Genomic DNA, 23,687 nt, shown 5'->3' on the forward strand with positions numbered 1-23,687 from the left:
TATGGTTAGGTGGCGATCGCGTCGATACCACTACATCGCCATCGTCGCGTCAGGACTAACGATCGGCGGCATCGGCTACTGGTGGACGCAGGGATCAGCCACCGTCCGTTATGACACCACTGAAGTGGAGCGCGGCGATATCGAGGAAACCGTGTCTGCTTTGGGCGTAATGGTCCCTTCACAGTACGTCGATATTGGCGCTCAGGTCGAAGGCCAGCTCATCAAGTTGTTGGTTGCGCCAGGGAATCAGGTCCAAGAAGGCCAACTTGTTGCCGAACTCGACCCTACTCAGTACGCCGCCCAAGTCGCTGAAGATCAGGCGGAGATTGTCGATCTTCAGGCTCAAGTTAATGCTTGGGAGGCCAAGCTTGCTCTCGCAGCCTGGATAAATTCAGCGAACCAGACGCTGGTGCGCACACAATCGACGTCCCAACAAACAGCTAGACAGAGCGAAGCAGATGCGAAGGTCGCGAAGGCGACGATCGAATCGCTGAAAGCTCAAATTGAAAAGACCCAAAACGTCCTGAAATACGATCAGGCGCAGTTGGACCGCACCAGCATCCACTCTCCGATATCAGGTGTTGTTGCTTCGCCAACGACATCGGCATACGGGACGACCTGGAGCAAGATGGACGTGGCCCACCCGGGCCAAATTCTGAACAACAAGCAGACGGCTCCCATCCTATTTCGTGTCGCTGACATCGATCGAATGATGGTACGCGCCCAGGTCTCGGAGGCAGACGTCGCGAAGTTGACGCCTGGGATGCGAGTTTACTTCACGACGCTCGGACGGCCGGATCATCGCATCGAGGCAAAGCTCGCTTCCATCGAGGTGACGCCAGAACTTATAAACGGTGCGATCTTCTACGATGCGGACTTCGAGGTCTCCAATCCCGATCATCAGCTCCTGCCGCAGATGTCCGTCCAGGTGTCGTTTGTCGTCGCCCAAGCGAAGGACGCACTGGTGGTGCCGTTAGCAGCGCTGCTTTCCACGCAGCGCCAGAACGGTGCAACCGTGCCGCCTTGCCCCAAGCAGGGTCGAGACGGTACGGAGGATAAGAGTTCCGACTGCGTCCTGGTGTTGCAAAACAGCAGGCCTCAAGCGCGTGCCGTAACAGTCGGAGTGAAAAACGACACGAGTGTACAAGTTATAAGTGGTGTCGAGGCAGGCGACGAACTTGTTGTCGCGACCGCCGGCGAAAAGGCGCCTGGCGCCGGGAACGGCGGTGGCAATGGCAGGCACCGCGGCGGTTGAGGAAAAGCCAATGCGGCCATTAATCGATCTCGATAATGTCACAAAACGCTATGCGCACAGCGGGCTTGAGGTCGAGGTTTTGCACGGCGTCTCACTTACTGTCCATGAAGGCGAATTCATCGCCATCATGGGAGCGTCCGGCTCTGGCAAGACGACGCTAATGAATTTGATCGGCTGCATGGATCGCCCGACCACTGGCTGCTATCGCCTCAAAGGACGTGACGTCGCGAATCTCGACACCGACGAACTCGCTACGTTGCGGCGCGAGACGTTTGGCTTCATCTTCCAGCGTTACAATCTCCTCTCCAATGCCAGCGCCCTGGAGAACGTTGAAATGCCGGCCATCTATGCCGGTGTTCCGGCCGGCCGGCGACGTGAGCGAGCCGCAGCGTTGCTCCATCAGCTAGGGCTCGGCGAGCGACTCGGCTACGCGCCCGGCCGGCTGTCCGGCGGACAGCAGCAGCGGGTCTCTATCGCGCGAGCATTGATGAACGGAGGCTCCGTCATTCTCGCCGACGAGCCCACCGGTGCGCTCGACAGTCGAAGCGGCCAGGAAGTGATGGCACTCCTTCACAACCTGCACCGCGAAGGGCACACGATCATACTTATTACGCATGATCAAAAGATCGGGGCGGAAGCGGAGCGGTTGGTAAGAATCGCCGATGGCCGCATATTGGAGGATCTAGGCTCTGGACCGCGAGTTGACAGTTTGATTTCGTCGCCGGGCGCCGACCATAACCCGGGCAGAACGAGTCCCGCGTTGCTGCTTGACGTGATGTCATCAGTCAAAACCGCATTGCGTGCGCTTCAAGTGAGCCCTGTCCGCACTCTGCTCACGCTGCTCGGGGTAATCATCGGCGTTGGCTCGGTCGTCGCCATGCTCGCATTCGGCAATGGTGCTCGGGAGCAAGTGCTCAAGCAGATCCAATCGCTCGGCACCAACCTCCTGCTCGTCAAGCCAGGTGCGCCAGGGGTGCGTGGCGCAGGAGCCCAAGTTACAACGCTTGTACCGGCCGATGCCGAAGCCGTCGCACGCCTCCCCAATGTGCGCTATGCCGTACCGCAAATGGTGAATCCTGTCACGGTGCGCCGCAGCAATGTTGCGTACGGCACCACCCTTGACGGCACGACTCCTGAGTTTGGTGCAGCCAACAACTGGCGACCCGTCCAAGGTGCCTTTTTCACCGCAGGTCAGCAGTCAAGCTACGCGCCGGTAGCTGTCCTAGGCAGCACAGCCGCCCGGGCGCTCTTTGGAGTCGTGAATCCCGTAGGGCAGTTCGTTCTGGTCAACAACACGCCACTCCGGGTTATAGGAGTGCTCGGCGCGAAGGGGGCCGATCAAAACGGCAACGACCGCGATGACGTCATAGTAACGCCCATTACTACTGCGCAAGCGCGCATTTTGGGCCAGACCTACCTCAAATGGATCACCGTCGTGGTCAACGACACCAGTGAGATCGCGGCAACGCAGGCCGGTGTGCAGGCCCTTCTCCGCAAACGCCATGGTGTCGTGGATTCTCAGGTTCAGAGCATGACGGCGCTCTTGGAGAATCAGGCCCAGACCCAGCAGACCTTCACGCTCATGCTCGGCGCTGTCGCCCTCATCTCGCTTCTGGTCGGTGGCATCGGCGTGATGAACATCATGCTCGTCTCCGTCACCGAGAGAACCCGCGAAATTGGCATCCGCATGGCCGTCGGCGCTCGCCAGTTTCATATCCTGCTGCAATTCGTCACCGAAGCGCTCGTTGTCTGCGCGATCGGCGGCATAGTCGGCGTCGCGGCTGGTTTGTTTGCGGCAGCCGCAGCCGCGTTCTTCGGAACACCGGTCGCTTTCAGTGTTCCCCCACTGCTCATTGCTCTGGCCAGCGCGGTGACAACTGGCTTGGTGTTTGGATATCTGCCAGCAAGGCGGGCGGCCAGCCTCGACCCGGTCATTGCGCTCAGCGCAGAGTAGGCGGCAACCATCGCCGCCGCTTCTGGCGCTCGCGCGCCGCAAAGCCACATCGTGGCTTTGACTAGTATCGAAGACGGTGTAGATCGGGTATAGTTATCGATATCCGATATTGAGAGAGGTCAAAATGCGCGCCGTCGAACATAGGGGTCTCAGTTCGGGCGACGCACGCGCACGCATGCTGCACGCCGGTCCCAACGCAATATTCCGCCCTGGGTCTTTGTCGGAATCTATAAAGTTGGCGATGTATGGGCACTGCAAAGTAAAACCAGATATCGGTACCACCGAATAGACGTTCCTCAAATGGCCATCTCCGAGTTCAATGACCGAAAAACCTGAAATCACACTCCTTCTTATTTGTTTCAAGCGGATCAAGGCGACGGCGCAAGGTCTGCTTCGCAAGGTTGTAACGCCGCCACGCGTAGCTTCGCCGCGGTCTTGGACAGAGCGGATGACGCTAATTGGCCTTTTCGCCTGCTTCGGCATCGTCATCATTCATCCTTTTGATGCGGATGTGGTACGGGCGCTTTCGAGGAGTCCTGATCCGCCTATTGTCCTTCTGCGCGCCATCACCGATGTCGGCCTATCGACATGGTATCTGATCACTGCATTTATTGTGATGATGGTAGCAAGCCTCATGAACTGGCGTGCCCTCAAGCCCAATCACCGCGCGCTCCTTGCGCTCTCTTACAGCCAAGCGGCTTTCGCGTTTACCGCTATTGCGGCGACGGGCTTATTGGCCGATCTTGCTAAGATTCTAGTTGGTCGTGCCAGACCGAAATTCCTGGACCTCTATGGACCCGATTATTTTCGGCCCCTCCATGTGGGATATGATTTCGCAAGCTTTCCCTCGGGCCACTCCACCACGTTGGGAGCGATCGCTGCGATTCTCAGTCTCTGGTTTCCCCGCGCACGGTTTGCCATCACTGGCTTAGCGCTCGTATTTGCCCTTTCTCGTTCTGCGGCCGACTCGCACTATCCAAGCGATGTATTCGCCGGCTTTGTTGTCGGTTTCCTCCTGACGATTCTCCTCGCCCGCCTTCTCGCCCGTCGTGGAGCTGGCTTCCGTTTTTCGGGCAACGCCTTGATGCCGGCCCTGCGCTTCAAGCGCACTTCATCGCTTCACCGCTGCCCGGCTCGCAGCCAATTCTCCTCGTGATCCGGGGGCCTTCTCTTTCAGTTGCGTCTTCTTCGTCTTCGCTTTCATCGCTTCGCCGCTCAGCTCCCGTAGACGTATCTTGGCGAGAGCCAGCCCTGCCTTCCCGAAATCAGTGGCCGAGTAGAGCTTGCGTACTGTTCTTCCCTCTCTCAACCGGCGACAAGAAAGATAGCCTCTGCGCTCCATCGCATGCAGCATTGGGTAAAGCGTGCCGGGGCTTAGCTTGTAGCCATGACGCGCCAATTCATCGATCATCCACTGGCCGTAGATCTCATGTTCGGCCGCGTGATGGAGGATGTGGAGCCGTACCAAGCCGGCAAGAAGATCATGATGCTCAAGGGAAGACATATCCTGACCAGTAGCTTCCTAAACAGGGGTTGCGGCTCGAGCCCAAGCCGGAATTAGCATAGCACGGTTCTTCTGGGCCGACATGAGCGACACTAGGCAACAGCCTGCGTCCGCAACAGGCCCTAAGATCGAAAATCCGACCCCCACTTCCAAGCATCCAACAACAACCCAGGCTGCGGCCGCCGGACCGGCTCAAGGAGCCCGTTTGAAACCGCGGTGCAACCATTCATAGATCACGCGATCCAAGGAGAATTTTCCTCCGCCGACACCGATGATATCAAGCAGCAGCGTGACAGCGCCAAGGTACACCGCGCCCCACACCCAATCGCCGTACGCCTCGATACCCGCCACGGTGCTCCCCTCACCCACAAAAGAAGCCGCAAACCCCGCGAGCGCTCGCGCGCCGAAATCGGCAACTGCCAGCCACCCGGCTAAGCGAACGAGTGCACCCACGATCAAACTCCCGCCGAGAACAATTTCGGCGACACCGATGCCAGCGCATAGGATTCTCACCGACTGACCACACGCGGGACCGCAGTCGCAGACCGTCAGGAGCTCCGGAAGACGCTTTCCATAGGGAATAACAAGCATCAAGCCGATCAACATGCGCGAAGGCATGTGCCACCAAGACGCATCGGTTTTCGTAAGCGAAAGAACGGATTCAGCCCATCTCATAATCGGGCAACGATATCGGTATCCGATTATGATATCAAGCATGCATAAGCGATCAGATTCGCCCTGCCGCTCCCACCGTCCTACCGCACTTTGCCACACCGGATCTGTAAGCCCGGGACTCGCGACCCGACGTTCCCGCGAACCGTAGCGAGCCTGCCATTCGGCACGGTCGCTTGGCCTCAAGATGTTCCCCGTCAGCCCCCCTGAGACAAATTGAGGGACTTTCCGAAGGGAGGATTTCTGGTTCATCGTAGCCGTAAGGAGCGAAGATGAGACAGAAATCCGGACCGGGCAAAGCGCCCGCAGAACAAGTGCTGAAGGACATCCGGCGCCAGACGCGTCGGCAGTATTCGGCGGAGGAGAAGATCCGCATCGTGCTGGAAGGACTGCGCGGCGAGGAGAACATCTCCGAGTTGTGCCGCCGGGAAGGCATCGCCGCCTCGATGTATTATGGCTGGTCCAAGGAGTTCCTGGAGGCCGGCAAACGCCGATTGGCCGGTGACACTGCGCGAGCCGCAACGCCTGGCGAGGTGAAGGATCTTCGTCGCGAGGCCATCGCCTTGAAGGAGGTCGTGGCCGATCTCACCCTGGAGAACCGCCTGCTTAAAAAAAGCATGAACGGGGATGGGGAGGACGAGGCATGAGATATCCCGCATCCGAGAAGGCCGAAATCATCGAGCTGGTCGAGCAGTCACATCTGCCAGCCAAGCGCACGCTGGACAAACTCGGCGTTTCCCGCTCGACGTTCTACCGCTGGTATGACCGATATTGCGAAGGCGGGCCTGAAGCGCTGGCGGACCATCGCTCACGTCCCGACCGCGTCTGGAATCGCATCCCGGACGATGTCCGCCGTCAGATCATTGACCTGGCGCTGGAGCTTCCTGAACTCTCGCCGCGGGAGTTGGCCGTTCGCTTCACCGACGAACGAAAGTACTTTGTCTCGGAGGCTTCGGTCTATCGGCTGTTGAAGGCCCATGACCTCATCACCAGCCCGGCTTATGTGGTGATCAAGGCGGCGAACGAGTTCAAGGACAAGACCACCGCGATCAACCAGCTTTGGCAGACGGACTTCACCTACCTCAAGATCACCGGCTGGGGCTGGTACTACCTGTCGACGGTGCTGGACGACTTCTCGCGCTACATCGTGGCGTGGAGGCTCGGTCCTACGATGTGCGCCTCCGACGTCACCGCCACGCTCGATCAGGCGCTGGCGGCATCGGGCCTTGATCACATCACCGTTGCGCACCGGCCGAGGCTGCTCAGCGACAATGGCGCGTCTTATGTTGCAGGCGATCTGGCCGACTGGCTCAAAGACAAGGGCATGCAGCACGTGCGGGGCGCACCGTATCACCCGCAAACCCAGGGCAAGATCGAGCGCTGGCACCAGACCCTGAAGAACCGCATTCTGCTCGAAAACTATTATCTACCAGGCGATCTCGAACGACAGATCGGCGCCTTCGTCGAGCACTACAATCAAGTTCGCTATCATGAGAGCATCGAAAACGTCACACCAGCCGACGTCTACTTCGGCCGAGCGGAGACCATCCTCGCAGAACGCAGACGCATCAAGCTTGCTACCATCGCAACCCGTCGCTTGCAGCATCGGCTGCAGGCAGCTTAAACTCTAACCCCTGATGAGCCAGAGCCTCTCTTCTCGAAACGCCTGATCAGTCTCAAATTATCTGACGACGAACAGGCCTCAAGACAGACCTAAAGGCGCCTCAGCATTGTCGGTGAAAACTCATGAGGCCCGCTTCAGGCTCTCTCGGGACGCGTCCGCGCAATGTGCCGCAAGTCTGAGAAAAGCAAAACGGTGAGCAATCGCTCACACCTCAAGCCAACCTTGAGAGGAGTGGCGCGCCCGACACGATTCGAACGTGTGGCCTCCACCTTCGGAGGGTGGCGCTCTATCCAGCTGAGCTACGGGCGCATCTCACATTGCCTAGTCCGACCGACCTCTACAGGTCAACAGATTCGGCAAATCATTCTCAAAGCCTCAGCCAGCTCGCTGGATTGCTACGCCCGAATCCGCTGTGCTTTTCCGGAAGCTGCTTACGCGGCGCTTACGCGGAAAAATATCGAACTTGAGCGCTCTGCTGAGGCCAACCTAACAATCGGACTTTACGCGTCTTTCCTCATTATACTCGAAACACAGCACCCTTGACATCAGCCTTCGGAGGGCAGCGCTCTATCCAGCTGAGCTACGGGTGCAGTGGAGGGGCGGTTAGCAGAGCACGGCGGGGGTTTCCAGCGGCAATTCATCGCCATCCCCGTTCCAGCGCATATTGTTGCCCCGCCAGATGTTTCCCTGCCCCCCGCCGTCAGGGAATTGGCGTCATTAGGGAATTGGCAAGGCGCGCCGCACTATCTTGGGGCGTCATGGACGTCACTCCGAACAATCTGGACAGCATGAACCTGACCGGCATGGCGGCCGGCGGGCAGGAATGTGCGCCGTGCGAACCGGAATCGGCCGGCACGCTCGGCCTGAAGTGGTCTGCGCTCCATGATGCGGCCGATGTCGTCGCGGCCATTGCCGGTGCGGACACCGGGCCCCGCCCGGCCGGGATTCGCGATTTCCCCGCCGCGATACGCAGTGCCGGGAACAGCCGGCGCGCCATGGCCGAGCAGGGCATCGAGGATCTCTCCGCGCTGATGGAAGCCGGGCTTGCCGCCCTGCTCTCCGCCATCGGGCACGGAACTGAGCCGCACGGGGCGGCGAAGGCGCTGTGGCGCGAGTTCAATGCGGCACGCGACGCGGTGCTGGACCTTGCCCCGGCCGGCCCCGGCGATCCCTGCCAGGTGGCCTGACCGCCGAATCGGCCTTGATCGTTCCTGCTATGTTCCTATGATGGGGCATGGCTGACGCTGATTCTCCCCTTTCCGGCTCTTCCCTTGCCAGCTTCACTGCGCCCGATGTTGCGCGCGGAATCGGGCGGCTCTTTGCCCGCAACGACATCTGGTGCCTTGCGGAAATGCCGCTGCGTTGCGGGCGGCGGGCGGACCTGATGGGGATCGACGCCAAGGGCCACGTCATCATTGTCGAGATCAAGGTGAGCCGGGCGGACCTGCTCGGCGATGGCAAGTGGACCGACTATCTTGATTACTGCGACCGCTTCTACTGGGGCCTGTCCCCGGAACTGGACAGGGCGCCGCTGGAAACGGAAGCCTTCCTTCCGGACCGCTGCGGCGTGATTGTCGCGGACGGCTATGACGCGGAAATCCTGCGCCCCGCGCCGCTGAGCCAGCTTGCCGCGGCCCGCCGCAAGGTCGAGGTCGAACGGCTTGCCCGCGCTTCGCTGCGGCGGCTGGTAAATCTGGGCGACGCACACACGCAGCAATGGGGCGGTCAGGGCTGATACCTTTGCGGCGCGATCGCACGGCGATAGTGCAGGCACTGCCTGCAGGAGCCGCCTAGGTCCGGGCCAGGTTCCGCGCCGTCAGCCGCTCCGCGACCGTCCGGCGCTCCTCCTCGCTCATGTCCCGCCAGCTTGCGATTTCGTCCAGGGTGCGGCGACATCCCAGGCACCAGCCGGTTTGCCGATCGATCCGGCACACGCCAGTACAGGGCGAAGGGGTGCAGGGAGAGGGAACGCCAGCCATCGCGCGCCTCTCAGCAGGGCCGGGCATGGCAGGCAAGCGCAATTTTCTTGCGTTATGGTGCAATGCACACTAGAGGACCTGCCAGCAACCGGCGCGCGAGGCCCAGCTTCGCCGCAATCCGAGAGCAGCGTGGGGTTTCGGCGGATACCGCCAGACCGGCCCGGACGAGCGGTTGTCCTTGAACCCAAGCTTCCTTCTTCACGCAGGGTCGCCCGAAACGACACCTTGCCGTGTGCGCGGACCAGAAGCCCCGCGCGCTCCGCACTTATTGAAAGTGACGTATGTCCTATTTTTCCGAACTTGGCCTTGCCGAGCCCATTCTCCGCGCGCTCGAAGCCAAGGGCTACACCGACCCCTCGCCGATCCAGCGCAAGGCGATCCCTTCGCTGCTGGAAGGCCGCGACCTGCTCGGCATCGCGCAGACCGGCACCGGCAAGACCGCCGCGTTCTCGCTGCCTTCGCTGCACCGGCTCGCCGGTGATCCGCAGCCGCGCAAGAACGCCGGCTGCCGGATGCTGGTGCTTTCGCCCACCCGCGAACTGGCGGCGCAGATCGCCGACAACATGCGCGGCTATGCGAAGTTCCTGAACCTCTCGATCCAGTGCGTGTTCGGCGGCGTCCCCGCCGGCAAGCAGGCGCGTGCGCTGGAGCGCGGCACCGATATCCTCGTCGCCACGCCCGGCCGCCTGCTCGACCTGATCGACAGCCGCGCGCTGACGCTGCGCCATGTCGAGATCTTCGTGCTCGACGAAGCCGACCAGATGATGGACCTCGGCTTCATCGTGCCGCTGAAGCGCATTGCCGCGCTGCTGCCCAAGCAGCGCCAGAGCCTGTTCTTCTCGGCCACCATGCCGCAGGCGATTGCCGAACTGGGCAAGCAGTTCATCAACAACCCGGTCAAGGTCGAAGTCGCGCCGCAGTCGACCACGGCCGAGCGCGTCGAACAGTACGCCACCTTCATCAACCAGGCCGAGAAGCAGGCGCTGCTGACCATCCGCCTGCGCGAGGGCCTTGCCCCCGATGCGGCGGAGAAGGCCGAGCACGGCGCGATCGACCGCGCGCTCGTCTTCACCCGCACCAAGCACGGCGCCGACCGCGTGGTGCGTCATCTGACCGCCGCCGGCATTCCCGCCGCCGCGATCCACGGCAACAAGAGCCAGGCGCAGCGCACCGCCGCGCTCGGCGGCTTCCGCCAGGGCACCGTGCGCATTCTCGTCGCTACCGACATCGCCGCGCGCGGCATCGACGTTTCGGGCGTGAGCCACGTCTACAACTTCGAGATTCCCAACGTGCCCGAGCAGTACGTCCACCGCATCGGCCGCACCGCGCGTGCGGGCGCCGACGGCGTGGCGATCAGCTTCGTCGCGCCGGACGAGAAGCCCTATATCCGTGATATCGAGCGCCTCACCCGCGTGAAGCTCGAAGCGCTGCCGCTGCCCGAGGATTTCCAGAAGCAGGCCGCGCGCCTGCCCGCTCCCTCGCGCAAGGCCCCGGCCCAGCCGCAGGGCGAGCGCCGCCAGGGCGAGCGCAAGCCGGGTTCCGGCAAGCCCAGGGGCCAGCAGGGCCAGGGACGCGGTCAGGGCCATGGCCGGGACCAGGAACACGGCCGCGGCGGCCAGCGTGGAGGCCAGCGTGGCGACGAACGCCGCCATGATCGTCCCGCAGGCGAACGGCCCCAGGGCGAACGCTATCGCCACGAGGCCTCTCACGGCGAACACCGCCCCGAACACCGGGCAGACCACCGGGCAGATCAGGGCAGCGAGGACGGCGGCGATCGCAAGCGCCGTTTCCGTCCGCGCGGCCCCAAGGGCATGGGCGCGCACAAGAACAAGGTGCGCCGCACCGGCTAAGTCTGGCCTCCCGCGTCCTGCCGCGCCATAAGGCGGCCCGATGCCAGCGAGTTTAGGTCCGGGCCTGTGGGCAATCGCCGCTTCCGCCGCCGCCATGACGGCGATCGTGGGCTTGCGCTATCTGCTGACCTCGGGCCTGTTCGCGTGGATCACCGGCAAAGTGCGGCCCGGCCTCTATGAGGGGCTGGACCGCCAGATCCGGCGCGAAATCGGCTGGTCGCTGCTGTCTGCGGCGATCTACGGCGTTCCCGCAGGCCTCGTCGCATGGGGCTGGCGGGAGCACGGCTGGACGCGGATCTACACCGACCCGGCGGCCTATCCGCTGTGGTGGATGCCGGCATCGCTGCTGGCCTGCCTGTTCCTCCACGATACCTGGTTCTACTGGACCCACCGCTGGATGCACTGGCCCCGGCCGTTCCGTATGGCCCATGCCGTCCACCACGCCAGCCGCCCGCCGACGGCCTGGGCGGCCATGAGCTTTCACCCGGTCGAGGCCGTTACCGGCGCCGTGGTGATCCCGGCGCTGGTGTTCCTCGTGCCGGTTCACGTTGCCGTGCTGGGGCTCCTGCTCACGATCATGACGGTGATGGGCATTACCAATCACATGGGCTGGGAACTGTTCCCGCGCCGGCTGGTGCATTCGCGCATCGGCCACTGGCTGATCACCGCCAGCCACCACCACCGGCACCATGAGAGCTACCAGTGCAATTACGGGCTCTACTTCCGGTTCTGGGATCACGTGTGCGGAACGGACCGGGGCCTGTCCGCCCCCTGATCGCACCTGATCGCACCTGATCGCACCTGATCGCAAGGGACGGCGGACAAATGGCAGTTCGAACGCCCAATCCGGTCCGGCCGGGCTTGCCGCCGCTCTCCGCTCCGCTTAGGCGGGCCGGGTGTCACGCGAGGAAGACATCGTAGAGGAGATCGTCGAAACGGCGACAGCGGGGCTGGTTCCACCGCCGCCCGGCAGCACGTTCTCCCCCTTCCGCTATCCGGTCTTCCGCGCGATCTGGATCGCCAACCTGTTCTCCAACATCGGCTCGACCCTGCAATCGGTCGGCGCGGCCTGGCTGATGACCGAGCTGACGCCCTCGCACCAGCTCGTCGCGCTGGTGCAGGCTTCCGCCACCATGCCGATCATGCTGCTGGGCATGTTCGCCGGCGCCATTGCCGACAATTTCGACCGCCGCCGCGTGATGCTGGCCGCGCAAGTGGGGATGCTGACCGTATCCGCCGTGCTCGCGGCGCTGACTTATGCCGGATGGATGACACCCTTCCTGCTGCTGGCCTTCACGCTATCGGTGGGCGCAGGCACTGCGCTCAATTCCCCGGCCTGGCAGGCTTCAGTGCGCCAGCAGGTCGATCCCAGGGAACTGCCGCAGGCGATCGCGCTCAATTCGATCTCGTTCAACATCGCCCGGTCGATCGGTCCGGCCCTGGGCGGGCTGCTGATCTCGATCTGGAACGTCTCGTTCGCCTTCGCGATCAATGCCGTGAGCTATATCGGCCTGATCGCGGTGCTGCTGTGGTGGCGGCCCGAAGCGCGCAAGATCGAGCGTCATCCGATCCTGCCCGCCGTAGCCGTGGGCATTCGCTATTGCGCGGGGAACGGCCCCTTGCGCCGCATCCTGATCCGCGGACTGGCACTCGGCTTCAGCCTGGCTGCCTACCAGTCGCTGCTCCCGGCCGTGGTCAGCACGCAGATGCACGGGTCCGAATTCGATTTCGGGCTGATGCTGGGCCTGTTCGGCATCGGCTCGATCCTGGCCGCGCCGACCATCGGCACGATTCGCAGGAAGCTGGGGCTGGAAGGCATTCTCGCGCTCGGCTCCGCCATGACCGTGTGTTCGCTCTCGCTGGTGGCGGAAATCGACCATGTCCTCTACGCCCTGCCCGCCGCTTTCGCCGCCGGCATGGGCTGGGTCTGGATCCTGACGACGATCAACACGGCGGTGCAGATGCGCTCGCCCGAAGATATCCTCGGGCGGTGCCTGTCGATCTACCAGGCCGTGACATTCGGCGGCATGGCGCTGGGATCCTGGACCTGGGGCGCGCTTGCCGACTGGAAGAGCCTGCCCTTCGCGCTGCACACCGGATCGGTGTTCCTGATTGTCTCGTTCGCGGTGCTGAGAGTGGTCGCCCCGCTGCCGCGCCCCGGCGAAGGCGTTCTCAAACACACCTGAAAATCCCCCCTTCCCCATCGGGACCGCCGCGCAAGCGCAACTTAAACATTAATTCACCATGTTGCGCCAAAATGGGCAGGACAGGTTTTATGGGGAAGCCGCATGGATACGTTGCGTGGTCAGTTTTCCGGTCAGGACGAGACCGATGGGGTCTCTTCGGACCTGGACAACACGGGCGCGGGAACGCCGCCCGCCGCGGTCGGTGCGGACGAGCGCCGCATGCATGTGCGCGCCTACAACTTCTGGGCCAGCCTGCTCGACAACCGCACCTTCCCCGACATCACGGCCCTTCACCCCGAAGAGCTGCATGATTTCGGCCCGCACTCGGTGCTGCTCGATTTCACCAGCGGCATCGACAACCCGGCCATCGGCTATCTGGGATCGAAGCTGGCCGCGGAATGCGGCGCCGAAGGCGACATCGGCCGGCTCAGCGACGTGCCCGCGCGATCGCTGCTCTCGCGCATTACCGACCACTACATGCAGATCCTCGCCAATCAGGCGCCGATCGGATTCGAGGCCGAATTCGTCAACCAGCGCGGCGTGACGATTCTCTATCGCGGGATCCTGCTGCCGTTCTCGCGTGACGACACGGCGATCGACTACATCTACGGCGTCATCAACTGGAAGGAACTGGCCGACCAGTCCGCCACCGACGCGCTGATGAGGCAGGTCGACGAGGCGGTCGATGCGCGCCCGGCCATGCTGCGCGAAGCGGCGATGAGCGAATGGGCCGACGGCCCTGCGGACCTCGGCCTGGGCCAGCCCGATCACGACTACGCGCCGGTGGAATTGCCGGCAGCCGAGTTCGGCATGCACGGCGACTATTTCGACGATGCCCCCCTTCCCGAAATAGCCGGAAGCCTGTCGCTCGGCGACTGGCTCGCGGCCGCGCGCGAAGAGGCGCTTAATGCCCGCAGCAGCGAGGACCGTTCGCGCCGGGCCCTCTACGAAGCGGTCAGCCGGGCCTACGATTTCGCGCTGGCCGCGGCGGAAGCGCCGGAAGATTTCGCCGAGCTGGTGGAAGACGCCGGGCTGAAAGTGCAGGAACGCGCTCCACTGATCCCGCTGGTCAAGCTCGTCTTCGGCGCCGATTACGACAAGACCCGCCTCACCGAATTCTCCACGGTCATCGCCCACGGCCAGCGGCTGGGCATCGAACGCGGCGCGCTGGGCGCGCTGCTGACGGAAACCTCCGGAGGGCTCAAGGGCCTTGTCGCGGAGGAACGCCGCCTGCGCCGCGCCGAAGGGGACAAGCCCACCCGCGCCCGGACCGGCCACGAGGATCTGGTGGAAGGCCTGCGCAAGCTCGAACCGCGTTCGTTCGATTCGGTGGCGCAGGGCAACGAGTTCGCCGTGCTTGTCGCGCGGCGCATGGACGACGGGCGCCTGGTGCTGCTGGGCGAAGTATCGGGCGACGAAGCCCTGCTCGACCGCGCGGCCCGGCACTTGCTCGACTGAGCGCGCCCGGCCCTCACGACAGAAGGTCGCCATCATAGGCCCCGCGTCATAGGCTCTTGCAACGGCGCGCGCCGTCCCTACCCTTGGCGGGCGGCGCGGCGCTTCAGCACCGGTTAAGGCCGTGAGGTCCCAAGAGGCACGATGCCGAAGCTGCGAATTTCCGCCTTCATCCTCATGTTTCTGGCGCTGCTCGGCTGGTCTGCGGCACCGGCGGCGGCGCAGTCGATCCTGCGCGACGCGGAAACCGAAGCGCTGCTGCACGACATGGCAACGCCGCTGATCAAGGCCGCCGGACTCGACCCCGCCAATGTCGATATCGTGCTGGTCAACGATTCGTCGGTCAACGCCTTCGTGGCGGGCGGGCAGGCCGTCTATGTCAACGCCGGCCTCATCAACGAGGCCGATACCGCAGCCGAAGTGCAGGGCGTGATCGCGCACGAACTGGGCCACGTCACCGGCGGCCACGCCGTGCTCAACCAGGGTGCGAAGAGCGCCACCAGCGTTTCGCTGCTCTCCCTGCTGCTCGGCGCAGCAGCGGCGGCGGCTGGCGGCGGCGAGGCGGCAATGGGCGTGATCATGGCCGGGCAGCAGGCGGCGCTGGGCAAGTACCTTGCCTATAGCCGCTCGCAGGAAGCCTCTGCCGACGCGGCCGGGGCCAAGTATCTTTCAGCCGCCGGCATCAGCGGACGCGGCTCGGTCGAATTCTTCGAGAAACTGCAGAACCTGGAATACCGCTATGGCTACAGCCAGCGCGACCAGAACCAGTTCTACAGCACCCACCCGCTCACCAGCGACCGCATCGCCACCCTGCAGGACACTTACGAGCACGATCCCGCATGGAACAAGCCGGACGATGCCAGCCTGCAGAAGCGCTTCGTGCGGATGAAGGCGAAGCTCTACGGCTATCTTGCCGAACCGCGCGACGTGTTCCGCAAATACCCGCTGACGGACAATTCGGTTCCCGCCCACTATGCCCGCGCCTATGCCTATAACCGCGAGTCCAAACTGGACGACGCGCGCGCCGAGACCGAGGCGCTGATCGCGATCGATCCGGACGATCCCTATTTCCTCGAACTGCAAGGCCAGATCCTGCTCGAATCGGGCCAGCCGGGCGAAGCGCTGGTCCCCTTGCGGCGGGCGACGCAGATGACCGGCAACCAGCCGCTGATCGCCACCCTGTTCGGCCATGCGCTGATGGCGACCGAGGACCCTGCCAATTACAAGGAAGCCGAGCGCGTGCTGCGCGCCGCCGTCGTGCGCGACCGTGAAAATCCTTTCGCCTGGTATCAGCTCGGCACGATCTATGCGGCCAATGGCGACATGCCGCGCGCGCGGCTGGCCAGCGCCGAGCAGCAAGTGCTTTCGAGCAATATGAACGAGGCACTGATCAGCGCGCAGGCGGCCGAAGCGGGCCTTGCCACCGGCTCGCCCGACTGGCTGCGCGCGCAGGATATCGAGATGCAGGCGCGCGCCGCACTGGAGCGCGACAAGAAGCGGCGCTAGAGCCGTAAATGGCCCGCGCCGGGCCGCAGGAACAATTGCAGGAAATCGCATGGGTAATGGCACGAAGTTCGCAGTAATCGCCGGATGTCTCGCGCTGGTCGGCGCGGGCGGCTGGTATGGCGGACGCAAGGCGGTCGAACACGTGGTGCATGACTACATCATGGAGCACCCGGAAATCCTGCCGCAGGCGATGGACGAACTGCAGCGGCGGCAGAACGCGCAGCAGCTTGCCGGGGTGCGCTCCACGGTCGAAACACCTTTCCCCGGCGCCGTGCTCGGCAATCCGAACGGCAAAGTCACGCTCGTCGAATTCACCGATTTCGCCTGCGGCTACTGCCGCCAGAGCCTGCCCGACGTGCAGGGCCTGATCGCCCACAATCCGGACTTGCGCATCGTCGTGCGCGAACTGCCGATCATCAGCCCGCAAAGCCCGGACGCCGCCAAGATGGCGCTCGCCGCGGCCGAGCAGGGCAAGTACCCCGCCTTCCACGACGCCATGTTCGCGGCCGGCCAGCTCGACCCGCAGACGATCGAGGCGGTGGCGCAGAAAGTGGGCCTCGACATGGACCGCGCCCGCAAGGTCGCCGCCAGCCCGACGGTCGAGGCGGAAATCAACCGCAACCTCGAATTGGCCAGCCGGCTGGGCTTTTCCGGCACGCCGAGCTGGATCGCCGGCGACCGGCTGATCTCGGGCGCGGTGGGCATGGACCAGCTCTCGAAGGCCGTGCAGGAAGCGCGCGGAGGTTGAAAACCCGGGCCCATGGCACCTGCGGCATTTCAGCTTCGGCGTGATTTCGGCTAAACCATCGCCATGAGCGTCCTGCCGATCCAGCCCATCCCGTTCTTCGCCAACAAGGACCAGGCGTTCTGGCGCCTGCAGACGGCGGGCTGGGCCGGGGCGATGCTGCTGCGCACGATGTCGCTGATCGCCAACAACCAGCCGCTGACGTCGCTGGTGCTGGTGCTGATCGCGACGATCACCGGCTTTTCGATCTCGCTGGTGCTCTCGGTGATCTACCGCGCGCTGATTACCCGGCGCGCGCTCGTGACCTGGGGCCTGACCGCGCTGGTCCTGCCTTTCGCGGTGGCGCTGCACGCCTTTATCGACGCCTGGGTCTGGTCGCTGTGGCGCACCGACAGCGAGGCGAGCTTCACCCAGCTGTTCCTCGGCGTGTTCTATCTCGACGCCACGCTGCTCGGCGCCTGGACCGCGCTCTATTACATGGTGAACTTCTACCTGCAGGTGGAAGAGCAGAACGACCAGCTCATCCAACTGGAAAACCAGGCCACCAGCGCCCAGCTCGCGATGCTGCGCTACCAGCTCAACCCGCACTTCCTGTTCAACACGCTGAACTCGATCTCGACGCTGGTGCTGCTCAAGCAGACCGAGCCGGCCAATGCCATGCTCAGCCGCCTGTCCTCGTTCCTGCGCTACACGCTGGTCAACAAGCCCTCGGCCCGCGTCACCGTCGCGCAGGAAGTGGACACGCTCAAGCTCTACCTCGACATCGAACGGATGCGCTTCGAGGAGCGGCTGCGCACCACCTTCCAGATCGACCCGGCGACCGAGACCTGCCTGCTGCCCTCGCTGCTGCTGCAGCCGCTCGTCGAAAACGCCATCAAATATGCCGTCAGCGCGCAGGAATCGGGCGCGGAGATCACGATCACCACGCAACTCATCGGGTCCATGCTTCGCATCACCGTCTCGGATACCGGGCCGGGCTTGCAAAGTCCGACCACCGACAACAGGTTATCGGGCATGACCTACGATGGAGGCGAGCCGGTATCCACCGGCGTCGGCCTTTCGAACATTCGGGACAGGCTCGTGCAGGCCTATGGCGACAACCATCGCTTCGAGACGATCGAGCCGGTGGAAGGCGGCTTCGCCGTCGTGATCGAGCTGCCGGCCGAACGCCGCGAACCCGTCGAGGACCATCCGGAAATCCTGCGCCAGCCGGCCCTGGCAGCGCGATGAAACTTTAGGGGCCGCCACGCGTTGATGCGGCCCGGAGACCTGAACAGATGACCATTCGCACGATCCTTGTCGATGATGAAAAGCTGGCGATCCAGGGACTTCAGCTGCGGCTGGAGAAATATCCCGACGTCGAGATCATCGATACCTGCTCGAACGGGCGCGAGGCGATCCGCAAGATCAAGACCGAAAAGCCGGACTTGGTCTTCCTCGACATCCAGATGCCCGGCTTCGACGGCTTCTCGGTGGTCAAGGGCGTGATGGAGATCGAGCCGCCGCTGTTCGTCTTCGTCACCGCCTATCAGGAACACGCCGTGCGCGCCTTCGAGGCCAATGCCGTGAACTACCTGATGAAGCCGGTGGAAGAGACCAAGCTCGACGACACGCTGGCCCGCGTGCGCCAGCGCCTGGCCGAAAAGCGCTCGGCCGAGGAAGCCGAAAAGCTCAAGACGGTGCTGGCCGAAGTGGCGCCCGACGCCATCGACCAGATGCCCGAGGAAGCCGATGCCGGCGCCGACCGCTACGAAAAGCTCATCAACATCAAGGACCGCGGCCAGATCTTCCGCATCGACGTGGACAGCATCGAGCATATCGAAGCCGCCGGCGACTACATGTGCATCCGCACCGCCGACAATTCGCTGATCCTGCGCGAGACGATGAAGGACCTCGAACGCCGCCTTGATCCGCGCGTGTTCCAGCGCGTCCACCGCTCGACCATCGTCAACCTCAACCAGGTCCGCCAGGTCAAACCGCACACCAACGGCGAATGCTTCCTGATTCTCGAATCGGGCGCGCAAGTGAAAGTCTCGCGCTCCTACCGCGACGTGATCGCGCGCTTCGTGCACTGAAGGCAGGCTCCTGTCCGGATCAGGGCACGAGCACGCAGCTTCCGGTCGTCCGCCCCGTTTCGAGATCGTCCTGCGCCCGCGCCGCATCCGCCAGATCATACGCCGTACCCGCGCACGGCACGATACCCTTGCGGATGGCATCGATGACCGCGCCCGCGGCCTCGCGATAGGTATCCTGTTCCGCCGCATAGGCCATGACGCTGGGGCGTGAGAGCGACAGCGAGCGGACCGGACCGAGCTCTTCGACCGGGACCGGCGGGATCGGCCCGGCCGCCTGCCCCACCGAGGCCACCCGGCCGAACCGTTTGACGCAGGCAAACGTCTTGCGCAGCGTTTCGCCGCCAATGCCATCGACGGCCCAGTCCGCCCCCGCACCGCCGGTCAGGCGGCCAACCTCACCCGCAAAGTCGGCGTCGCGCCCGACGATGACGTGATCGGCGCCGTTCGCCTGCGCAATCCGCGCCTTGGCCGCCGAACCGACCGTGGCGATCACGGTATGCCCCCTGTGCTTGGCCCAGCGCGTCAGTGCCGTGCCAAGCCCGCCTGCACCGGCATGGACCAGCAACACCGTCCCCTCGCCGGCGGGACAGATACGAGTCAGGAGCATATGCACCGTCAATCCGCGCAGGAACGAGCCCGCCACGTCCCGCGCCACGATGTCGCCGGGCAGCCCGACCGCACGCCAGGCAGGCAGCAACCGGGTGGACGCGTAGGCGCCCGGGACGCCGGCATAGACAATACGATCGCCCGGCATGGTATCCTCCACGCCTGGGCCTACCGCCTCGACCACGCCCGCGCCCTCGACACCCGGCACCGCCGGAAGCGACAAGGGGTAGAGGCCGGTGCGCTGATAGATGTCGATGAAGTTCACGCCGATCGCCTCATGGCGTACACGCACTTCGCCAGGTCCGGGCTGCTGCGGCACACATTCGGCCAGCCTCAGCTTGTCGATGCCGCCCGGCGCGACGAGTTCAATCTTCCTGTCCATGGTAACCTCCGTTTCCGGTGCGGAGATCTGGCACTTGCGGTTTGGGCAATAAATTCCCTATTTCTTCCCCATATCCGGGAAGAAATTATCGAATGAACTGGGACGACCTGCGCTATTTCCGGGCACTGGCCTCGACGGGTTCGCTATCCGCCGCCGCGCGGATGCTGGGAGTCGAACATGCCACCGTCGCACGCCGCATCGTTTCGCTGGAAGAAGACCTGGGGCTGGCACTGGCCGACCGGCGCGGGCGCCGGTGGACGCTGACACGCGAGGGTGAGCGAATCGCCATGCTTGCCGAGCGGGTGGAGAGCGAGACACAGGCGATACGGAGAGCGGCGGACGGGGCGCGTTCGAATCTGGCCGGAACCGTCACTATCAGCGCGCCACCGGCGCTGGCTGCAGCGATGCTCTGCCCTCCGCTGGCAGACCTGCAGCGGCAGCACCCGCATCTGACCGTACAGATCATCGGCGAAGCCCGCGCCGCCGCGCTTGATCGCAGCGAGGCGGACATCGCCATTCGCCTGACCCGCCCTGAAGGCGGCGACCTGACGATTGCGAAACTGGCCCGGATGGATTTCCGGCTCTATGCCAGCCCCGGCTATCTCGCAGCCCATGCCGAACGGGACTGGCACTTCATCGGCTACATGGCGGATGCGCCGCAGCAGGCCGCGCTGACCGCCTTCGCGAAGGAGCGGCCTTTCCGCTTCCACGCCAGCACGCTGGAAATCCAGCAGGCGGCGGCGCGGGCAGGCATGGGGATCGCGGCCCTGCCGGACTTCATGGCCGCGCCGGACAGCAGCCTCGCGCCCGCTACGCCCGGCAGGATTCTGATATCGCGGGACATATGGCTGGTCGTGCATTCCGACCTCAGGCGGAACGCCGCAGTGCAGGCCGTAACGCAACACCTGCGCACGGCCTTCGCCAGGGGCTGACGCCAATTAGAAAAGGCGGCCCTTGCGGACCGCCTCTTCCTCCCTCTCCAAACCTTGCTGGGCCGGCCCCGTCTGTAACCGCGGGATCCTTTGCCTTGGCTTGAAACTTTCTGGATCAGCCGCCCTTGGCTTTTTCCGCCTCGGCCGCGGCCAGACCGGCCGTCGACTGCATGTAGGGCACCGGGTTGACCGCCACGCCATCGACGCGGACTTCATAATGCAGGTGCGGGCCGGTCGAACGGCCGGTGGTGCCGACGAAGCCGATCACGTCGCCCTTGTGAACCATCTGCCCCTCGGCCACGTTGAGGCGCGAAAGGTGACCGTAGCGGGTCTCCATGTCGCCGCCGTGTTCGAGCTCGATGAACAGGCCGTAGCTGCTGAACCACGAAGCGCGGCCGACGACGCCATCGGCCGGCGCATAGACGGCGTACCCACCGGCGCCGCGAGATCGATGCCCTTGTGCGCGCGGCGGCCGCCCAGAACCGGATGCTCGCGCATACCGAAGCTGCTGGTCATCACATCGCGGTCAAGCGGATTGCGCGACGGGATGGAAACCCCGGCGAGGCCACCCGAAACGGCCGGCTTGGCCTTCGAGACGGCGAGGCCGGTTTCCTCGAAGTTCTGCCAGGAGCTGAAGAGTTTGCGGAACTGCTCGTCCTCACCGCCGGAAACCGACTGATTGGCCGACTGGGCGGCACGCAGCGGGGCGGAAATATCGGCGGAAGCAGCAGCGCTGTTGGCCATCGCGGGATGGGCGGCGATGGTAAGGCCCGCGGCGACGAATGCACCGGTCACTGCGCGGAACTTGGCGAAAGACTTCGTTACGACCACTCGCAATACCTTGTTATTCGCCGAAACCCGCGACAGGCACGACGTTTGTTTCCAGGACACGGCCCCCGAAAAGCCGTCCGGTGTTATTGTTGGAGATGGTCGGAACCCCCCGCCGTCTCGCGAGTTATGACTTATGCCGTCATGTTTCGTTCAGGCAACCCCATGGTAAAGATCCCGCGATAAACCGGCTGCAAGACGCGCTGAGTCGTTGAACGGCGGTTTGAGCGTGCCCCGAAAGTGGCGGGAAACCAGTACTTTCCACAGTTCACCGTTTACCGCGCCGAGACGTTTGGCAACGTCGGCGAAATGATTTGCGCCAAAACGGACGTGGCGAATTTCATCGTCAAGGATTCGTTGAAGGATGCGTGCGCCGCGTTCGTCGCCCGCCGCGCGCACCCGTTCGAGCGTGGCGGGGGTGACGTCAAGACCGCGCGCCTCCAGCACCATCGGCACCACCGCCAGCCGCGCCGCGACATCGTGGCGCGTCTCGTGCGCGGCGCTCCACAAGCCGGCATGGGCAGGCAAGGCGCCGTAGTGGCTGCCCAGCCTATGCAGGTGCCGCTCGATCAACGCGAAGTGCATCGCCTCGTCCGCCGCGACGGAGAGGAAATCGCTGACGAAAGCCTCGCCCATCTCCGCCCCGAACCGGCCCGCCATGTCGAGCGCGAGATCGATGGCGACGAATTCGATGTGCCCGATCGCGTGCCACAGGGCGATGCGCCCGCGCTCGGATCCCGCCTTGCGGCGCCGGGGCATCTGGCCCGGCGGCAGCAGTTCGGGCGCCTCGGGCCGCCCCGGCTGCTCGGGCATGGGCGCATCGAACACGAAAGCCAGCCGCCCCAGCCGCCAGTCGCGCGCCACCTTGCGCGCAGCCATCACTTTGGCGCGCGGATCGCTTTCGAGCAGCACCGCGCGAATCGCGGCGGAAACGGAAACGCGATGGGAAGCGGGCATTCAGAGCGCCTTGGCGGCCTCCAGCACGGCGGCGGCGTGGCCTTTCACTTTCACCTTGTCCCAGACTTGCGCGATCTTGCCGTCGGGGCCGATCAGGTAGGTGGTGCGGACCATGCCCATGTAGGTGCGGCCGTAGTTCTGCTTCTCGGTCCAGATGCCGAGCGCGTCGGACAATCCGTTCTCTTCGGCATCGCTCGCGAGCGGGGCCTTGAGATCATGCTTGGCGATGAACTTCTGGTGCATCTTCGCCGGATCCTTGCTGACGCCCAGCAGGGCCACGCCGGCCGCATCGAACTCGCCCTTGAGCGCGGAGAAGTCCATGTTCTCGACCGTGCAGCCGGGGGTATTGTCCTTGGGATAGAAGAACACGACGAGCTTCTGCCCCGCAAAGTCCGATGCCTTCACACTGCCGCCATCGGGCGTTTCCATCGCGATATCGGGGAATGCGTCGCCGGGGGCGGGCTTGCTCATCATGTCGTCTCCAGTGTTTCGCCGAAGGCTTCGTGCCACGCGGCGGCGACTTGCGCGCGCGCGGCCGAGAGCCCGGCTTCAAGGGTGTTCCAGTCCTCATAGCCGCAGGCGCGCACGAGCGCCATGCAGGCCGCGGCGCAAGGCACTTGCGAATCGGGCGCAAGCAGGCGGGCGGCGACAAGGAAACGGGTGAGCACGTCGTGCGCTTCGCCCAGCGGCAGCGCCAGTTCGCGAATCGCATCGGCCAGATCGGGCCGGAACCCCTTGCCCTCGCGCAGCTGGATAAAGTGCACGATGAATTCGAGATCGACGAGACCGCCCCGTGCCAGCTTGACGTCAAGCGGCCCCTTGGGCGCCTTGTGCTGGGCGATGGTGGCGCGCATGTCCAGCACGTCGGCACGCAGCTTGTCCTGATCGCGCGGGGCCTTGAGCACCTCGCCGATCACCGCGCACAGCGCCTTGCGCGCCTCCGGCGAGCCATAGAGCGGGCGGGCGCGGCACAGCGCCATGTGTTCCCAGGTCCAGGCCTGCTCGCGCTGGTAGCGTTCGAAACTGTCGAGGCTCGCGGCGGGCGGCCCCTGCGTGCCCGAGGGGCGCAGCCGGGTATCGACTTCGTAGAGCGCGCCTTCGGCCGTCGCCACCGACAGCGCCGAGATCGCGCGCTGCGACAGGCGGTTGTAATAGTGCGTACCGCCCAGCGGACGGC

Annotated in this window: 21 protein-coding genes, 1 tRNA gene and 2 pseudogenes; 15 read left to right on the plus strand and 9 right to left on the minus strand. The window is 64.2% G+C overall.

Annotated elements, in window-relative coordinates:
• Position 1: 1 nt before the first annotated feature.
• From NN5_RS03560 to NN5_RS03570, 3 genes are all read left to right on the plus strand, one after another.
• Positions 2-1,255 carry an efflux RND transporter periplasmic adaptor subunit gene (locus NN5_RS03560; protein WP_067732683.1) on the plus strand — a complete coding sequence of 418 codons (1,254 nt, stop codon included), beginning with the start codon at positions 2-4 and terminating at the stop codon, positions 1,253-1,255.
• Positions 1,233-3,209, plus strand: coding sequence for a MacB family efflux pump subunit (locus NN5_RS03565; protein ID WP_067732684.1), 1,977 nt, complete (start codon positions 1,233-1,235; stop codon positions 3,207-3,209). The genes NN5_RS03560 and NN5_RS03565 overlap by 23 nt, the downstream gene beginning before the upstream one ends.
• A 319-nt stretch (positions 3,210-3,528) precedes the next feature.
• Positions 3,529-4,365 (plus strand): phosphatase PAP2 family protein, encoded by an 837-nt coding sequence (locus NN5_RS03570; RefSeq protein WP_084384715.1) that lies wholly within the window; start codon positions 3,529-3,531, stop codon positions 4,363-4,365.
• Here the strand turns inward: NN5_RS03570 and NN5_RS24945 are convergent.
• Complete coding sequence (locus NN5_RS24945) at positions 4,321-4,713, minus strand: PadR family transcriptional regulator (RefSeq protein ID WP_084384716.1); 393 nt, start codon at positions 4,711-4,713, stop codon at positions 4,321-4,323. The genes NN5_RS03570 and NN5_RS24945 overlap by 45 nt on opposite strands.
• 192 nt (positions 4,714-4,905) lie before the next feature.
• Positions 4,906-5,331: a hypothetical protein gene (locus NN5_RS03575; protein ID WP_157080993.1), complete on the minus strand. Its 426-nt coding sequence runs from the start codon at positions 5,329-5,331 to the stop codon at positions 4,906-4,908.
• A gap of 326 nt (positions 5,332-5,657) precedes the next feature.
• Here NN5_RS03575 and NN5_RS03585 point away from each other — a divergent pair.
• A protein-coding gene (locus tag NN5_RS03585) for an IS3 family transposase (RefSeq protein WP_157080994.1) occupies positions 5,658-7,009 on the plus strand; the annotation gives its coding sequence in 2 pieces (ribosomal slippage) (positions 5,658-5,994 and positions 5,994-7,009; 1,353 coding nt in all).
• A 232-nt stretch (positions 7,010-7,241) separates the two neighbouring features.
• On the opposite strand, the gene NN5_RS03590 is transcribed toward NN5_RS03585, so the two are convergent.
• A tRNA-Arg gene (locus NN5_RS03590) sits at positions 7,242-7,318 on the minus strand.
• 449 nt (positions 7,319-7,767) lie between these two features.
• Here NN5_RS03590 and NN5_RS03595 point away from each other — a divergent pair.
• Complete coding sequence (locus NN5_RS03595) at positions 7,768-8,196, plus strand: hypothetical protein (protein ID WP_245656204.1); 429 nt, start codon at positions 7,768-7,770, stop codon at positions 8,194-8,196.
• A 47-nt stretch (positions 8,197-8,243) separates the two neighbouring features.
• Entirely contained in the window at positions 8,244-8,744 is a 501-nt protein-coding gene (locus tag NN5_RS03600) for an MmcB family DNA repair protein (protein ID WP_067732689.1), read from the plus strand.
• A gap of 55 nt (positions 8,745-8,799) precedes the next feature.
• On the opposite strand, the gene NN5_RS24950 is transcribed toward NN5_RS03600, so the two are convergent.
• On the minus strand, positions 8,800-8,988 hold the full coding sequence (locus NN5_RS24950) for a DUF1289 domain-containing protein (RefSeq protein WP_217998576.1): 189 nt from the start codon (positions 8,986-8,988) through the stop codon (positions 8,800-8,802).
• A 281-nt stretch (positions 8,989-9,269) separates the two neighbouring features.
• On the opposite strand from NN5_RS24950, the gene NN5_RS03605 reads away from it, so the two are divergent.
• From NN5_RS03605 to NN5_RS03640, 8 genes are all read left to right on the plus strand, one after another.
• Positions 9,270-10,838 carry a DEAD/DEAH box helicase gene (locus NN5_RS03605; protein ID WP_067732690.1) on the plus strand — a complete coding sequence of 523 codons (1,569 nt, stop codon included), beginning with the start codon at positions 9,270-9,272 and terminating at the stop codon, positions 10,836-10,838.
• 40 nt (positions 10,839-10,878) lie between these two features.
• Complete coding sequence (locus NN5_RS03610) at positions 10,879-11,613, plus strand: sterol desaturase family protein (RefSeq protein ID WP_067732691.1); 735 nt, start codon at positions 10,879-10,881, stop codon at positions 11,611-11,613.
• A 121-nt stretch (positions 11,614-11,734) separates the two neighbouring features.
• Complete coding sequence (locus NN5_RS03615) at positions 11,735-13,024, plus strand: MFS transporter (protein WP_084384718.1); 1,290 nt, start codon at positions 11,735-11,737, stop codon at positions 13,022-13,024.
• 102 nt (positions 13,025-13,126) lie between these two features.
• Complete coding sequence (locus NN5_RS03620; RefSeq protein ID WP_067732692.1) at positions 13,127-14,482, plus strand: PAS domain-containing protein; 1,356 nt, start codon at positions 13,127-13,129, stop codon at positions 14,480-14,482.
• Positions 14,483-14,623: 141 nt separating this feature from the next.
• A complete protein-coding gene (locus tag NN5_RS03625; RefSeq protein ID WP_067732693.1) occupies positions 14,624-15,985 on the plus strand; it encodes a M48 family metalloprotease in 1,362 nt (453 codons plus the stop codon).
• A gap of 49 nt (positions 15,986-16,034) precedes the next feature.
• Positions 16,035-16,733: a DsbA family protein gene (locus tag NN5_RS03630; protein ID WP_067732694.1), complete on the plus strand. Its 699-nt coding sequence runs from the start codon at positions 16,035-16,037 to the stop codon at positions 16,731-16,733.
• Positions 16,734-16,796: 63 nt separating this feature from the next.
• Positions 16,797-17,960, plus strand: a complete 1,164-nt coding sequence (locus NN5_RS03635) for a sensor histidine kinase (RefSeq protein WP_067732695.1) — start codon at positions 16,797-16,799, stop codon at positions 17,958-17,960.
• Positions 17,961-18,007: 47 nt separating this feature from the next.
• A complete protein-coding gene (locus NN5_RS03640) occupies positions 18,008-18,805 on the plus strand; it encodes a LytR/AlgR family response regulator transcription factor (RefSeq protein ID WP_067732696.1) in 798 nt (265 codons plus the stop codon).
• Positions 18,806-18,824: 19 nt separating this feature from the next.
• Here NN5_RS03640 and NN5_RS03645 read toward each other — a convergent pair whose 3' ends face one another.
• Positions 18,825-19,793 carry a quinone oxidoreductase family protein gene (locus tag NN5_RS03645; RefSeq protein ID WP_067732697.1) on the minus strand — a complete coding sequence of 323 codons (969 nt, stop codon included), beginning with the start codon at positions 19,791-19,793 and terminating at the stop codon, positions 18,825-18,827.
• Positions 19,794-19,885: 92 nt separating this feature from the next.
• Between NN5_RS03645 and NN5_RS03650 the strand changes: the two genes are divergently transcribed.
• Positions 19,886-20,725, plus strand: coding sequence for a LysR family transcriptional regulator (locus NN5_RS03650; RefSeq protein WP_067732698.1), 840 nt, complete (start codon positions 19,886-19,888; stop codon positions 20,723-20,725).
• Between the two features lie 115 nt (positions 20,726-20,840).
• Here the strand turns inward: NN5_RS03650 and NN5_RS03655 are convergent.
• The 4 genes and pseudogenes from NN5_RS03655 to NN5_RS03670 all read right to left on the minus strand — a co-directional run.
• Positions 20,841-21,556, minus strand: a pseudogene (locus NN5_RS03655) (M23 family metallopeptidase).
• Between the two features lie 150 nt (positions 21,557-21,706).
• Positions 21,707-22,510: a ferritin-like domain-containing protein gene (locus tag NN5_RS03660; RefSeq protein ID WP_067732699.1), complete on the minus strand. Its 804-nt coding sequence runs from the start codon at positions 22,508-22,510 to the stop codon at positions 21,707-21,709.
• The gene (locus NN5_RS03665; RefSeq protein ID WP_373280321.1) at positions 22,511-22,981 is read right to left on the minus strand and encodes a peroxiredoxin; all 471 of its coding nucleotides are present in this window, start codon (positions 22,979-22,981) and stop codon (positions 22,511-22,513) included.
• A pseudogene (locus NN5_RS03670) lies at positions 22,981-23,687 on the minus strand (glutamine-synthetase adenylyltransferase); the annotation flags it as partial. The gene NN5_RS03665 and the pseudogene NN5_RS03670, both read right to left, overlap by 1 nt.

This window comes from Novosphingobium naphthalenivorans NBRC 102051, from assembly GCF_001590985.1.
Taxonomy (GTDB): Bacteria; Pseudomonadota; Alphaproteobacteria; order Sphingomonadales; family Sphingomonadaceae; genus Novosphingobium; species Novosphingobium naphthalenivorans.